This is a genomic window from Variovorax sp. FW305-3-2-15-B-LB1 (assembly GCF_058787635.1).
This window is the reverse complement of record NZ_JBYSZY010000027.1, coordinates 1-13,333: the sequence shown is the minus strand read 5'-3', so window position 1 is coordinate 13,333 and position 13,333 is coordinate 1. Positions and strand designations below refer to the sequence as shown.

Sequence of the window (13,333 nt, the reverse complement as noted above, 5' to 3'; positions counted from 1 at the left end):
GGTCATGCGGCGTTCTTTCGTTCGTTCATGAGGGTCACGCCCAGCTCGCGGGCCACTTCGGTGCTGTGCTGGCCGGGCGTCGCGGCGTGCGACAGGTCGGCGTAGGCATAGCCCGAGAAGCGCACCGGTGGGCGCACCTCAAGATACGCGCCTTCGGTCGGGTGCGTGCGCTGTCGGAAAAGGCCGGCGGCCTGCAGCTGCGGGTCGTCAGGCAGGTCGGCGATGTCGTTCACGCGCATCGCGGGCACGTTGGCCTTCTTCAGGATGTCGAGCCACTCGGCCGTGGTGCGCTCGGGCAGGATGGCGGCGGCGGCCTCGTACATGCGGCTCATGTGCTTGCGGCGCAGCGCCTTGTCGGCCAGCTCGGGCGCCTCGAGCACCTCGGGGTGGCCGGCGGCCTCGAAGAAGCGCAGCCAGCGGTCGTCCAGGTAGGGCGCAATGGCGATGTAGCCGTCGCGCGTGCGCATGGGCTGGCGCATGGGGTCGATCTGGCGCGGGTACAGCGCGGGGCCGGTGGGCGGCACGAAGGTCTTGTCGCACAGGTGCTCCACGAGGTTGAAGCTGGCGAGCGACTCGAACATCGGCACCTCCACCTGCTGGCCCTCGCCGGTGCGCAGCCGGTGCACCACGGCGGCGAGCACGGCATACGCCGCGTGCAGGCCCGAGACCTTGTCGGCCATGGTCATCGGCACGTAGCGCGGCTGCGGGTTGCCGTCGACCTTGGGCGGCAGCGAGGCGATGCCCGAGGCCGCCTGGATGATGTCGTCGTAGGCCTGCAGCGCGGCATACGGCCCGCGCTGGTCGAAGCCGGTGCAGTGCACGTAGACGATGTCGGGGCGGATGGCGCGCACCTCGTCGTACGACAGGCCCGCGCGCGCGATGGCGTCGCTGCGCACGTTGTGGATGAAGATGTCGCTGGTCTCGATGAGGCGGCGCATTGCGGCGCGGCCGTCCTCGCTCTTCAGGTCCCAGACGACCGAGCGCTTGCCGCGGTTCAGCCGCAGGTGCACGGGGCTCATCAGCGGCGTGACGGGCGGCGTGCCGATGATGCGGATGCTGTCGCCCTCGGGCGGCTCGACCTTGACCACCTCGGCGCCGAGGTCCGCAAGGATCTGCGTGCAGTAGGGGCCGAAGATCACCGTGGTGAGATCGACGATGCGCAGGCCTTCGAGCATGCGGGGGGCGGGGGATGGGGTGGTCATGGGTTGGGAGGTCATGCGGCGACAAGGCCCTGCATCTCGGCGGCGAGGTGGCGCACGCGCTCGGGCCCGCCGAGCAGCTGGCGGTTGAAGCCGATGCGCTTGAACCAGTAGTGCAGGCCCAGCAGGTCGGTGATGCCCATGCCGCCGTGCACCTCGGTGGCGGTGCGGGCGACGAAGGTGCCGGTTTCGCTCAGGTGCGACTTGGCGTGCGCGGCGAGCAGCGCGGCTTCTTCGGGCAATGCATCGAAGGCGTGGGCCGCGTACCAGACGAGCGCGCGGCCGGGTTCCAGCGCGGCGGCCATCTCGGCGCACAGGTGCTTCACGGCCTGGAAGGAACCGATCACGCGGCCGAACTGGCGGCGCTCCTTGGCGTAGGCCACGGCCTGGCCGATCATGGCTTCGCCCGCGCCGAGCGTGTCGGCGGCGAGCAGGGCCCAGCCCGCGCTGCGCAGGCGCGCGAGCGTGGCGGGGCTGGCGTTGGGAAGCCGCTCGGCCTTCACCTGCGTGAAGTGAAGTTCGCCGAGCGGGCGCGTCGCGTCGATGCTGCGCAGCGCGCCGCGCGTGAGGCCCTGTGCATCGGCGCGCACGAGGTGCAGGCCGCCCGCGCGGTCGGCCACGATGAACACATCGGCCGCGCTCGCGTCGAGCACGAAGAGCGCGCTGCCGTCGAGCGTGCCGTTGGCATTGGCCGTCACGCCGGCGCCATCGCGCGCGCCGGCCACGGCCTCGGCGATGGCCACGCCGGCGATGCATTCGCCGGCCGCCAGGCGCGGCAGCCATTCATCCTGCTGCGCGGCGCTGCCGGCCTCGCGCAGCGCCAGCGGTGCGAGCACGGCGGTGCCGAGAAAAGGCGTGGGCGCGACATGGCGGCCCAGTTCTTCTGCGGCCAGCGCGGCGTCGAGCAGCGACAGGCCGAGCCCGCCGAAGGCCTCGGGCACGAGCAGGGCCGGCACGCCGACCTCGCACAGCGTGCGCCAGACCTCGCGGTCCAGCGGCAGGTCGTCGGCCGCGACGCGGCGCACGCGATCGAGCGGGCAGGCGCGTTCGAGCGCGCGTCGCAGGCTGTCCTGCAGCAGCTTCTGGTCGGCGGAGAGGGCGAATTCCATGGGGTGCTTTCTTTCAACCGATCAGGCGAGACGGGGTTCGCGCGGCATGTCCAGCCCGCGTTCCGCGATGATGTTTTTCTGGATCTGCGCGGTGCCGCCGCCGATGATCAGACCCAGGTCGAACATGTAGCGCTCCTGCCAGAGCGCCTGCGCGCGCAGGTGCGCGCTGCCGGGCATCAGGAGGCCCAGCTCGCCCAGCGCGTCGATGGCGAGCGCGGCCAGCTGGTGGCGCAGCTCGCAGCCCTGCAGCTTCACGACCAGCGCGGCCAGGCCCGGGTCTTCGCCCCTGGCCGCGGCCGTGAGCAGCCGCAGGCCGTGGCACTTCTGCGCCAGCACCTGGCCCTGCAGCCGCATGAGGCGGTCGCGCAGCACGGGCTGGTCGATGAGGCGCGTGCCGTCGACGGTCTCGGCTTGCATCAGCGTGGCGAGTTCCTGGTAGCGCTGGGTCGTGAGGTTGGGGTTGCCGAGCGAGCCGCGCTCGTGCTTGAGCGTGGCGTTGGCCACCTTCCAGCCGTCGCCGCGCTGGCCCACGATCTGGTGCTGCGGCACGCGCACGTCGGTGAAGAAGACCTCGTTGAACTCGGCGTGGCCCGTCATGGTCTTGAGCGGGCGCACCTCGATGCCGGGCGTCTTCATCGAGAACAGCAGGTAGCTGATGCCCGCATGCTTCGCGGCGCCGGGTTCGGTGCGCACGAGGCAGAAGATCATGTCGGCCACGTGCGCGGTCGAGGTCCAGATCTTCTGGCCGTTGATGACGAAGTCGCCACCGTCTTCGGTGGCGCGCGTCTGCAGCGAGGCCAGGTCGGAGCCCGCGCCGGGCTCGGAGTAGCCCTGGCACCAGACCACCTCGCCGCGCAAGGTGGGGGCGATCCATTCGCGCCGCTGCGCCTCGGTGCCCAGCTCGAGCAAGGTGGGCACCAGCATCGAGATGCCCTGGTTGCCCAGCGGCGGCGCCACGCCGGCGCGCGCGAACTCCTCGGTGATGAGGTGCGACTCCATGACGTCGGGCGCCGCGCCGTGGCCGCCGTAGTCGCGCGGCACGGTGCGGCCCGCGTAGCCGTGGTCCAGCAGCAGGCGCTGCCAGGCGAGGGCGTCGGCGTCGGGGCGTTCGGCGGTGCGCGCGAAGGCCGAGCGGTGGCCGTGCGTGGCGAGGAACGCGCGCAGCTCGTCGCGAAAGGCTTCGTAGCGGGGATTGAGCGTGAGGTCCATGCGGTGCTTGCCTTCGGTGCCCGCCGCGTTGCGCGGCGGTGGGTGTGTCTCCGTGTCGAGGCTCATGCTAGGGGCAACCCTCAGCCGCTCTCAATCGTCCGTTCCGACGATGTGACGCGCAGGAGGCGCTGCCTACCATCCAGCCCGAACGCCGCACGAGGTCCGCAAGAGACCGACACGAGGCCGGTGAGAGGCCCGCGGCCGCAGCTTCTTTTTCACGAGAACGACGGAGACAACACCATGACACGTTCCCTCTTTTCCGCCCGCCCCGGCACGCGCCGCCGCCTGCTCGGCGCCGGCCTCGCCGCCACGCTCGGCCTCGCCACGGCCTTCACGGCGCAGGCCCAGAAGCGCTACGACCCGGGCGCGAGCGACACCGAGATCAAGATCGGCCACATCGTCCCGTACTCGGGGCCGGTGTCGGCCTACGGCACCATCGGCAAGGCGGCGGCGGGCTACTTCGCCAAGCTCAATGCCGAAGGCGGCATCAACGGCCGCAAGGTCACGTTCATCTCGCTGGACGATGCCTACAACCCCTCGAAGACGGTGGAGCAGGCGCGCAAGCTGGTGGAACAAGACGAGGTGCTGGTGCTCTTCGGCCCGCTGGGCACGGCGCACAACCTCGCGATCCAGCGCTACATGAACGCCAAGAAGGTGCCGCAGCTGTTCGTGGCCACGGGCGCCACGCGCTTCGGCGACCCGAAGGCCTTCCCCTGGACCATGGGCTGGCAGCCCACGTACCAGACCGAAGGCAAGATCTACGCGCAGCACATCCTCTCCACCAAGCCCAACGCGAAGATCGCCGTGCTCATGCAGAACGACGACTTCGGCAAGGACTTCCTGAAGGGCTTTCTCGAAGCACTGGGCGACAAGGCCAAGACGATGATCGTGGCGCAGTCGACCTACGAGGTGACTGACCCGACCATCGACAGCCAGATGGTCAACCTGAAGGCCTCGGGCGCCGACACCTTCTTCAGCATCACCACGCCCAAGTTCGCGGCGCAGGCGATCCGCAAGGCGGCCGACATCGGCTGGAAGCCCACGCAGTATTTGTCGAGCGTGTCGGTGTCGGTGTCGGCGGTGATCAAGCCGGCCGGCCCCGAGAACGCGGTGGGCGTGATCTCGGCCACCTACCTGCGCGACCCGGCCGACGACATGTGGAAGGGTTCCAAGGAGTACGAGGACTACAAGACCTGGTTCAGCAAGTACTACCCCTCGGGCGACCTGAGCGATTCGCTCAACGTGCTGGGCTACTCGTCGGCGCAGACGCTGGAGCAGGTGCTGCGCAAGGCGGGCGACGACCTCACGCGCGCCAACATCATGAAGGTGGCGGCCAACCTGCAGTACAGCCCGCCCATGCTCTACCCGGGCATCGAGGTGAAGACCTCGCCGACGGACTTCTACCCGATCGAGCGCATGCAGCTGGTGCGCTTCAACGGCACGCGCTACGAGCCGTTCGGCAAAGTGCTCGGCGATTGATCGACGTCACGCGGGCCGCGCTGTCGGCCCGCTGTTCATTTCCCCTTTTTGTTTTCCACTGAAGCTTCCATGACCTCCATCGTTCGACTGGCCGCCGCCCTGGGCGGCGCGGCCCTCCTGTTCACCGCCGGCGCGGCCCTCGCGCAGAAGAAGTACGACACCGGCGCCTCCGACACCGAGATCAAGCTCGGCATGGCCATGCCCTACAGCGGCCCCGTGTCGTCGTACGGCATCGTCGGCAAGGTCAACGAGGCCTACTTCAAGATGGTGAACGACAAGGGCGGCATCAACGGCCGCAAGGTCACGCTCATCAGCTACGACGACCAGTACACGCCGCCGCGCACCACCGAGGTGGTGCGCAAGCTGGTCGAGCAGGACGAAGTGCTCGCCGTGTACGGCAACCTGGGCTCGGCCTCCAATGCCGCGATCCAGCGCTACATGAACGCCAAGAAGGTGCCGCACCTGTTCCTGGGCGTGGGCGCCGACCGCTTCAACGACCCCAAGGCCTACCCCTGGACCACGCCCTACATGCCCAGCTACGAGGGCGAAGGCAGCCTCTACGCGAAGAACATCCTCAAGACGATGCCCAACGCGAAGATCGCCGTGCTCTACCAGAACGACGACTTCGGCAAGGACCTGCTCAAGGGCCTGAAGAAGGGCCTGGGCGACAAGGCCTCGATGGTGGTGGCCGAGGCCTCGTTCGAGGTGGCCGACCCCACGGTCGATTCGCAGATCATCAAGCTGCAGTCGTCGGGTGCCGACGTGTTCGTCAACTTCGCCACCGCGCGCTTTGCCGCGCAGGCCATCCGCAAGGCCTGGGACATCGGCTGGAAGCCCAAGCAGCAGTACCTCACCTACGTGTCGGCCTACGTGAAGATGACGCTGGAACCCGCGGGCCTCGAAAAGTCGAAGGGCATCATGGCCATGGCCTTCTTCAAGGACGCCGCGCAGCCGCGCTGGGCCAACGACCCGGCCACGCAGGAGTTCCTGGCCTTCATGAAGAAGTACGCACCGAACGAAGACGTGAACAACGCCGCCGGCGTGTACGGCTACGGCGTGGCGCAGGCCATGGAGACCGTGCTCAAGGCCTCGGGCGACAACCTCACGCGCCAGAACGTGCTCAAGCAGGCCACCACGCTGAAGAACATGCGCACCGGCATGCTGCTGCCGGGCATTGCGCTGAACACTTCGAGCACCGACTACTTCCCGTTCAACACGCTGCAGCTGGTGCAGTTCAACGGCAAGGAGTTCGAGCCCATGGGCGATTCGATCGCCGTGAAGTAGCCTTCGCAGAAGCACGCTCAAAAGAACCACAGGAGACACACCACCATGTTCGGACTGATGCAGGACCGCCCGCTGCTGATCTCGTCGCTGATCGACCACGCGGCCACCTTCCACCCCCACGTCGAGATCGTCGGGCGCACCGTCGAAGGCCCGGTGCACCGCACCAACTACCGCGAGGTGCAGCGGCGCTCCAAGCAGGTGGCCAATGCGATGAAGGCGCTGGGCGTGGCGCCCGGCGACCGCGTGGGCACGCTGGCGTGGAACACCTACCGGCACCTGGCGCTGTACTACGGCGTGTCCGGCTCGGGCGCGGTGCTGCACACGGTGAACCCGCGGCTCTTTCCGGAGCAGATCGACTACATCGTCAACCACGCCGAAGACAAGGTGCTGTTCTTCGACACCAGCTTCGCGCCGCTGGTCGAGAAGCTCGCCCCCAAACTGAAGAGCGTGCGCGCCTTCGTCGCCATGACCGACCGCGCCCACATGCCGGCCATCGATGTGCCCAACCTGCTGTGCTACGACGAGCTCATCGGCGCGCAGAGCGAGGACTACACCTGGCCCGAGTTCGACGAGCGCACTGCCTCGTCGCTTTGCTACACGTCAGGCACCACGGGCAACCCCAAGGGCGTGCTGTACAGCCATCGCTCCACCGTGTTGCATTCGCTGATGGAATGCGCGCCCGACACCTTCGGCGTGTGCTCGCAGATGACGCTGCTGCTGGCCGTGCCCATGTTCCACGCCAACGCCTGGGGCATGCCGTACTCGGCGCCGATGGTGGGCGCCAAGCTCGTCATGCCCGGCCCGCACCTCGATGGCCAGAGCCTGTACGAACTCATGCGCGACGAGAAGGTGAGCTTCTCGCAGGCGGTGCCCACCGTGTGGCTGATGTTGTTCCAGTACTTCGACGCCCACCCCGAGATCGACACCCGCGCCATCGGCCTCAAGCGCATCGGCGTGGGCGGCGCCGCCACGCCGCGCGCCATGATCGAGCGCTTCGAGCGCGACTTCGGCGCCGACTTCGTGCAAGGCTGGGGCATGACCGAGACCAGCCCCATCGGCGTGATCGGCAACCTGCTGCCCAAGCACCTCGCGCTCCCGAAAGATGAGCAGACGACGGTCAAGATGCGCCAGGGCCGCGGCGTGTGGGGCGTGGAGCTCAAGATCGTCGACGAGAACGGCCAGCGCCTGCCGCACGACGGCGTGGCCTTCGGCCACCTGCATGTGCGCGGCCCGTGGATTGCGAGCGGTTACTTCCGCAGCGAAGGCGGCGACGTGCTCGACGCCGAGGGCTTCTTTCCGACCGGCGACGTGGCCAACATCGATGCCGACGGTTATGTGCAGCTGGTCGACCGCGCCAAGGACGTCATCAAGTCGGGCGGCGAGTGGATCTCGTCGATCGACCTGGAGAACGCGGCCAGCGCGCACCCGGCCGTGGCCGAGGCGGCGGTGATCGGCATCGCGCATCCGAAGTGGCAGGAGCGGCCCCTGCTGATCGTCGTGAAGCGTGCAGGCGCAGAGGTCACGGGCGAGGAACTGCTCACTTTTCTTTCGCAGCGCGTGGCCAAGTGGTGGCTGCCCGACGACGTGGCTTTCGTCGACAGCCTGCCGCATACAGCCACCGGCAAGCTGCTGAAGACCAAGCTGCGCGAGCAGTTCAAGGGCTACGTCGCAGCCAAGTCAACTTGATGACAGTTGTTCGTTCTTTCTGTGCATAACTCTGTGGGTTGCCTGAGGAGGCGAGCCAGCAGAGCGAGCATTGGCGCGGCTTCGCACCACGTTGCCTGTTGATTGAGCAGCCTTGTCGTCCGTCCTTGCAGGAGAATGTAGGAGGAACGGATTCCAGACAAGTAAAGGGGACATGGTGGGAGAACTTCTTTCTCTCCTGCGCTTCAGCGCCGGCTCGGGCCACATCTGGCTGGACGAGCAGCGCATGCTGCTCATGCATGCCCGGGCCTTCGCCGAACTGCGCCGCGAACTGCTCGACTCGCTGGGCATCGAGCGCGCGCGCGGCCTGCTGGTGCGCATGGGTTTTGCTTCCGGCCTGCGCGACGGCGAGGTGGCCGTGCGCGAGCGCCTTGCCGGCATGCGCGCCGAAGACGCCTTCATGCTCGGGCCGCGCCTGCATTCCATCGAGGGCATCGTCTCGGTGCAGAAGGTGCAGGTCGACCTCGACGTGGCCACCAAGCATTTCTACGGCGAATTCCTCTGGGAGAACTCCTGGGAATGCGAAGCCCACGTGGCCGACTTCGGCTACGGGGAAGACCCGCAGTGCTGGTCGCAGATCGGCTACGCCTCGGGCTACACCACCGCCTTCATGGGGCGGCTCGTGGTGTTCAAGGAAGTCGAGTGCACCAGCATGGGCGACAGCCGCTGCCGCATCGTCGGCCAGGCCGCCGAGGCGTGGAACGACGAGCACTACCTGGAGTACTTCCGCCAGCACCACGTGGCCGAGAAGCTCATCGACTTCAACCTCGGCCTGCAGCACCTGCGCCGCCTGCAGCCGCGCCGCGAGTACGACCAGAAGCTGGTCGGCGTGTCGCCGGGTTTTCGCGCCGCCTTCGAGCTCATGCGCAGCGCGGTCGACAGCGCCATCACCGTGCTGCTGCTCGGCGAGACCGGCGTGGGCAAGGAAGTGTTCGCTCGCTGGCTGCACGACAACGGGCCGCGCGGCAAGCAGCCCTTCATTGCCGTCAACTGCGCGGCGATCCCGGCCGACCTGATCGAGGCCGAGCTGTTCGGCGTGGAAAAGGGCGCCTACACCGGCGCCCACCATGCGCGCGCCGGGCGCTTCGAGCGCGCCCACGGCGGCACCCTGTTCCTGGACGAGGTGGGCGACCTGCCGCTGGCCGCGCAGGTCAAGCTGCTGCGCGTGCTGCAGACCGGCGAGGTCGAGCGCCTGGGCGCCGAGCAGCCCAACAAGGTCGACGTGCGCATCGTGGCCGCCACCAACGTCAACCTGCAGCAGGCCATGCAGGCGGGCAAGTTCCGCACCGACCTGTTCTACCGGCTCAACACCTTCCCGATCCAGATTCCGCCGCTGCGCGAGCGCACCGCCGACATCCCGGCGCTGGTGGCGCGCTTCGTCGAGAAGTACAGCGTGCTGTACGGCAAGAAGCTGCGCGGCCTGACCGACAAGGCCGCGCTCGACGTGCACAAGCACGCCTGGCCCGGCAACATCCGCGAGCTCGAGAACGTGATCGAGCGCGCCGTGCTGCTGGCGCCCGACCACGGCGACATCGAGGCCTGCCACCTGTGGATGCAGCCGCCAGGCGCGCCGCCCGACAACCAGCTCGACGCCAGCGGCAAGGTCGCCACGGGCGTTTCGGCTTCGGGCGCCGACGCGAGCGAACTGGATGCGCTGTGCCAGCGCGTGCTCGAGCAGAACATCGACATCGCCTCGCTCGAGCAGCGCCTCATGCAGACCGCGATGCAGCGCGCCAAGGGCAACCTGTCGCAGGCCGCGCGCCTCTTGGGCATCACGCGCCCGCAGCTGGCCTACCGGCTGAAAAAGGAAGGCCTGCCGACGTCTTGAGCGGACGCAGGCCGGCGTTTTCCGGTTTTCACCATTTGATCAAGCTGCACCGCAGCAAATGATCAAACCAGCATCCGGGACTTCCCGGTGCTTCGGGCCCGCAGGCGCAGCGGGCCCATGCAAATCAATCACTTAGCCACGCTGGCACGCCCGTTGCCCTTATCAGGCCGGGCGGCGCTGGTGCCGTCCACCTGTTGATGGATTGAACAAGTGATGCCCTCGATGCAGCCCGACCCCCGCAGCGGCAGCGCCGCACAGATGACCGGCCAGCCGTGCTTCGTGCGCGTGACCGGCACGCGCGGCACGCGCTTCGTGGAGTTCGAGTTCGCCATCGGCGACCCCGAACTGGCCGTGGAGCTGGTGCTGCAGTTCGACCAGTTCCGCGAGTTCTGCGCGCGCCACGCGGTGCGCCACCTGAGCACCGAAGAGGGCGCGCGGCTGGACTTCGAGCGCATGAAGTGGCGCTTCGGCGCACCCGGCATCGACCACTGACGACCCCCGCATTTTTTTCCCGCGACAACCAAGGAGACACCCCGTGCAAGTCGACATCAAGACCTCGGACATCCGGCCGATCCGCCAGACCTTCTCGCACGTGGCGCGGCGGCTCGGCGACAAGCCGGCCTCGCGCTACCAGGAGGCCACGCTGGACATGCAGCCCACGGCCAACTTCCACTACCGGCCGCTGTGGGACCCGCAGCACGCGCTGTACGACAAGCGCCGCACGGCGCTCGTGATGGCCGACTGGTACAGCTTCAAGGACCCGCGCCACTACTACTACGGCGTGTACACCATGACCCGCGCGCGCCAGGGGGAAGGCGCCGACCGCCAGTTCGAGTTCGCCGAGAAGCGCCAGCTGCTGGCCCAGGCCGATGCCGGCGTGCGCGAGTCGCTGCAGCAGGTGCTGGTGCCGCTGCGCCACTACGAGTGGGGCGCCAACATGAACCACAGCTATTGCTGCGGCTACGGCTACGGCACGGCCATCACCCAGCCCTTCATCTACGCGGCCATGGACCGCCTGGGCATCGCGCAGTACCTCTCGCGCGTCGGCCTGCAGATCGACGCCAACTCGGGCCGCGCGCTGGACGCCGGCAAGGAAGCCTGGCTCGCGCACCCGGCCTGGCAGGGCGTGCGCCGCCTGATGGAGAACCTCTTCGTCACCAAGGACTGGTTCGAGGTGTTCGTGGCCCAGAACCTCGTGCTCGACGGCCTGCTGTACCCGCTGGTCTACCGCCACTACGTGAACGCGCACAGCGCCGCCACCGGCAACGCGCTGGCGATGCTGACCGAGTTCATGAACGAGTGGTTCGACGAGAACGTGCGCTGGGTCGACGCCACGCTGAAGACCGCCGCCGACGAGTCGCCCGCCAACGCCGAGCTGCTCGCGCAGTGGTACGCGAGCTGGCGCGACCAGGCCGTGCAGGCGCTGGCGCCGCTGGCCGCGCTGGCCCTGGGCGCGCAGGGCGCCGAGGTGCTCAAGACGCTGCACGCCGCGCTCGATGCGCGCGTGGCCCGGCTGGTGCGCACGGGCGCTGCCGCCTGACGACCGAATCGATCGAACCAAGGAGACCACCCCATGACCACCGCCACCGCCGAAGTGTCCCGACCGCCCGTCTTCATCGCCCTGCAGACCGGCGAGGCCGCACGCGCCATCGTCGAAGCCATCGTGGCCGACAACCCCGGGGCCACCGTCACCGAGTACCCCGCGATGGTGAAGATCGACGCGCCCGGCCGCCTCGTGATCCGTCGCGAGAGCGTCGAAGCCCTGGTCGGGCGCCGCTGGGACCTGCAGGAACTGCACCTGAGCCTGATCTCGCTGTCCGGAAGCATCGAGGAAACCGACGACGAATTCACCCTCCATTGGGGCGCCTGAGCACAGGCCTCACCGGATCACGACCAAGGACCACGCCATGACCACCCAAGCAGCAGCAAAGACCCCCGCCACCCCGCGCCTCGGCCTGAAGGAACGCTACGCCATGATGACGCGCGGCCTCGGCTGGGAGACCACCTACCAGTCGATGGACGACGTGTTTCCCTTCGACAAGTTCGAGGGCATCAAGATCCACGACTGGGATCAGTGGGAAGACCCGTTCCGCCTCACGATGGACGCCTACTGGAAGTTCCAGGGCGAGAAGGAGAAAAAACTCTACGCCATCATCGATGCGTTCCAGCAGAACAACGGCCAGTTCAACATCAGCGATCCGCGCTACCTGAACACGCTCAAGCTGTTCCTCACCGGCGTCTCGCCGCTGGAGTACGCGGCGCACCGCGGCTATGCCATGGCCGGGCGTTCGCTGCGCGGCGTGGGCGCGCGCGTGGCCTGCCAGATGCAGTCGATCGACGAGCTGCGCCATGCGCAGACGCAGTTCCACACCATCAGCCACTTCAACAAGTACTTCCACGGCCTGCATGACCCGCAGCACATGCACGACCGCGTGTGGTACCTGTCGGTGCCCAAGAGCTACTTCGAAGATGCGATGAGCGCGGGGCCCTTCGAGTTCATCACCGCCATCTCGTTCTCGTTCGAGTACGTGCTGACCAACCTGCTGTTCATGCCCTTCATGAGCGGCGCCGCCTACAACGGCGACATGGCCACCGTCACCTTCGGCTTCTCGGCGCAGAGCGACGAGTCGCGCCACATGACGCTGGGCCTGGAGGTGGTGAAGTTCATCCTCGAGCAGGACCCGGACAACGTGCCCATCGTGCAGAAGTGGGTCGACAAGTGGTTCTGGCGCGGCTACCGCCTGCTCACGCTGGTCGCGATGATGATGGACTACATGCTGCCCAAGCGCGTCATGAGCTGGTCCGAGGCCTGGGAGATGTACTTCGAGAAGAACGGCGGCGCGCTGTTCGAGGACCTGGCGCGCTACGGCATCCGCATGCCCAAGTACCACGAGGTCGCCTCGAAGGAAAAGAGCCGCATCTCGCACGAGGCCTGGGCCATCTTCAACAACTACGGCCATGCCGCCAACTTCAACGTCTGGGCCCCCAAGCCCGACGAGATGACCTGGCTGGCCGAGAAGTACCCCGAGACCTTCGACAGCCTGTACCGCCCGCGCTTCGAGTGGCTGGCCGAGCAGGAGAAGCAGGGCAAGCGCTGGTTCAACAACACGCTGCCCATGCTGTGCCAGACCTGCCAGATCCCGATGGCCTTCACCGAGCCCGACGATCCGACCAAGATCTGCTATCGCGAGAGCAGCTACCACGGCATGAAGTACCACTTCTGCTCCGACGGCTGCAAGGACGTGTTCGACGGCGAGCCCGAGAAGTACGTGCAGGCCTGGCTGCCGGTGCACCAGATCTACCAGGGCAACTGCTTCCCCGAGGGCACCGACCCGACGGTGGAAGGCTTCAACCCGCTGGCGGCCGTGCTGGACTACTACCACATCAACGTCGGCGCCGACAACGGCGAGTTCAACACCTCGCCCGACAAGGCCAACTGGGAACGCTGGACAGGGCAGGACCTGTCGACGGCCGAGCCCAAGGTGGCCTGAGCACCCAGGCCCCACCACCCCTCATCGACC

At 67.7% G+C, this 13,333-nt stretch carries 11 protein-coding genes; 8 read left to right on the top strand and 3 right to left on the bottom strand.

The features are described from left to right. Window positions 1-2: 2 nt before the first annotated feature. Genes AC3WQR_RS17705 through AC3WQR_RS17695 form a run of 3 tightly spaced genes read right to left on the bottom strand, consistent with a single transcriptional unit; the run spans window position 3 to window position 3,583 of the window. Window positions 3-1,202 carry a CaiB/BaiF CoA transferase family protein gene (locus AC3WQR_RS17705; RefSeq protein WP_492743027.1) on the bottom strand — a complete coding sequence of 400 codons (1,200 nt, stop codon included), beginning with the start codon at window positions 1,200-1,202 and terminating at the stop codon, window positions 3-5. Between the two features lie 11 nt (window positions 1,203-1,213). After that, window positions 1,214-2,308 carry an acyl-CoA dehydrogenase family protein gene (locus tag AC3WQR_RS17700; protein WP_492743025.1) on the bottom strand — a complete coding sequence of 365 codons (1,095 nt, stop codon included), beginning with the start codon at window positions 2,306-2,308 and terminating at the stop codon, window positions 1,214-1,216. A gap of 21 nt (window positions 2,309-2,329) precedes the next feature. Continuing rightward, on the bottom strand, window positions 2,330-3,583 hold the full coding sequence (locus tag AC3WQR_RS17695; RefSeq protein ID WP_492743024.1) for an acyl-CoA dehydrogenase family protein: 1,254 nt from the start codon (window positions 3,581-3,583) through the stop codon (window positions 2,330-2,332). A 174-nt stretch (window positions 3,584-3,757) separates the two neighbouring features. Here AC3WQR_RS17695 and AC3WQR_RS17690 point away from each other — a divergent pair, with 174 nt between their 5' ends. From AC3WQR_RS17690 to AC3WQR_RS17655, 8 genes are all read left to right on the top strand, one after another. After that, window positions 3,758-4,996 carry an ABC transporter substrate-binding protein gene (locus AC3WQR_RS17690; RefSeq protein ID WP_159272866.1) on the top strand — a complete coding sequence of 413 codons (1,239 nt, stop codon included), beginning with the start codon at window positions 3,758-3,760 and terminating at the stop codon, window positions 4,994-4,996. A gap of 69 nt (window positions 4,997-5,065) precedes the next feature. Further along, window positions 5,066-6,280 carry an ABC transporter substrate-binding protein gene (locus AC3WQR_RS17685; protein WP_492743021.1) on the top strand — a complete coding sequence of 405 codons (1,215 nt, stop codon included), beginning with the start codon at window positions 5,066-5,068 and terminating at the stop codon, window positions 6,278-6,280. Window positions 6,281-6,325: 45 nt separating this feature from the next. Then, window positions 6,326-7,966: a 3-(methylthio)propionyl-CoA ligase gene (locus AC3WQR_RS17680; RefSeq protein WP_095746812.1), complete on the top strand. Its 1,641-nt coding sequence runs from the start codon at window positions 6,326-6,328 to the stop codon at window positions 7,964-7,966. Between the two features lie 172 nt (window positions 7,967-8,138). Next, window positions 8,139-9,812: a sigma 54-interacting transcriptional regulator gene (locus AC3WQR_RS17675; RefSeq protein ID WP_492743019.1), complete on the top strand. Its 1,674-nt coding sequence runs from the start codon at window positions 8,139-8,141 to the stop codon at window positions 9,810-9,812. A gap of 222 nt (window positions 9,813-10,034) precedes the next feature. Continuing rightward, window positions 10,035-10,304 carry a phenol hydroxylase subunit gene (locus AC3WQR_RS17670; protein ID WP_174250303.1) on the top strand — a complete coding sequence of 90 codons (270 nt, stop codon included), beginning with the start codon at window positions 10,035-10,037 and terminating at the stop codon, window positions 10,302-10,304. Window positions 10,305-10,347: 43 nt separating this feature from the next. Then, window positions 10,348-11,352: an aromatic/alkene monooxygenase hydroxylase subunit beta gene (locus tag AC3WQR_RS17665; protein ID WP_095746811.1), complete on the top strand. Its 1,005-nt coding sequence runs from the start codon at window positions 10,348-10,350 to the stop codon at window positions 11,350-11,352. A 33-nt stretch (window positions 11,353-11,385) separates the two neighbouring features. Further along, window positions 11,386-11,682 carry an MmoB/DmpM family protein gene (locus AC3WQR_RS17660; RefSeq protein WP_174250302.1) on the top strand — a complete coding sequence of 99 codons (297 nt, stop codon included), beginning with the start codon at window positions 11,386-11,388 and terminating at the stop codon, window positions 11,680-11,682. A gap of 37 nt (window positions 11,683-11,719) precedes the next feature. Beyond that, entirely contained in the window at window positions 11,720-13,303 is a 1,584-nt protein-coding gene (locus AC3WQR_RS17655; RefSeq protein ID WP_492743017.1) for an aromatic/alkene/methane monooxygenase hydroxylase/oxygenase subunit alpha, read from the top strand. Window positions 13,304-13,333 lie beyond the last annotated feature (30 nt).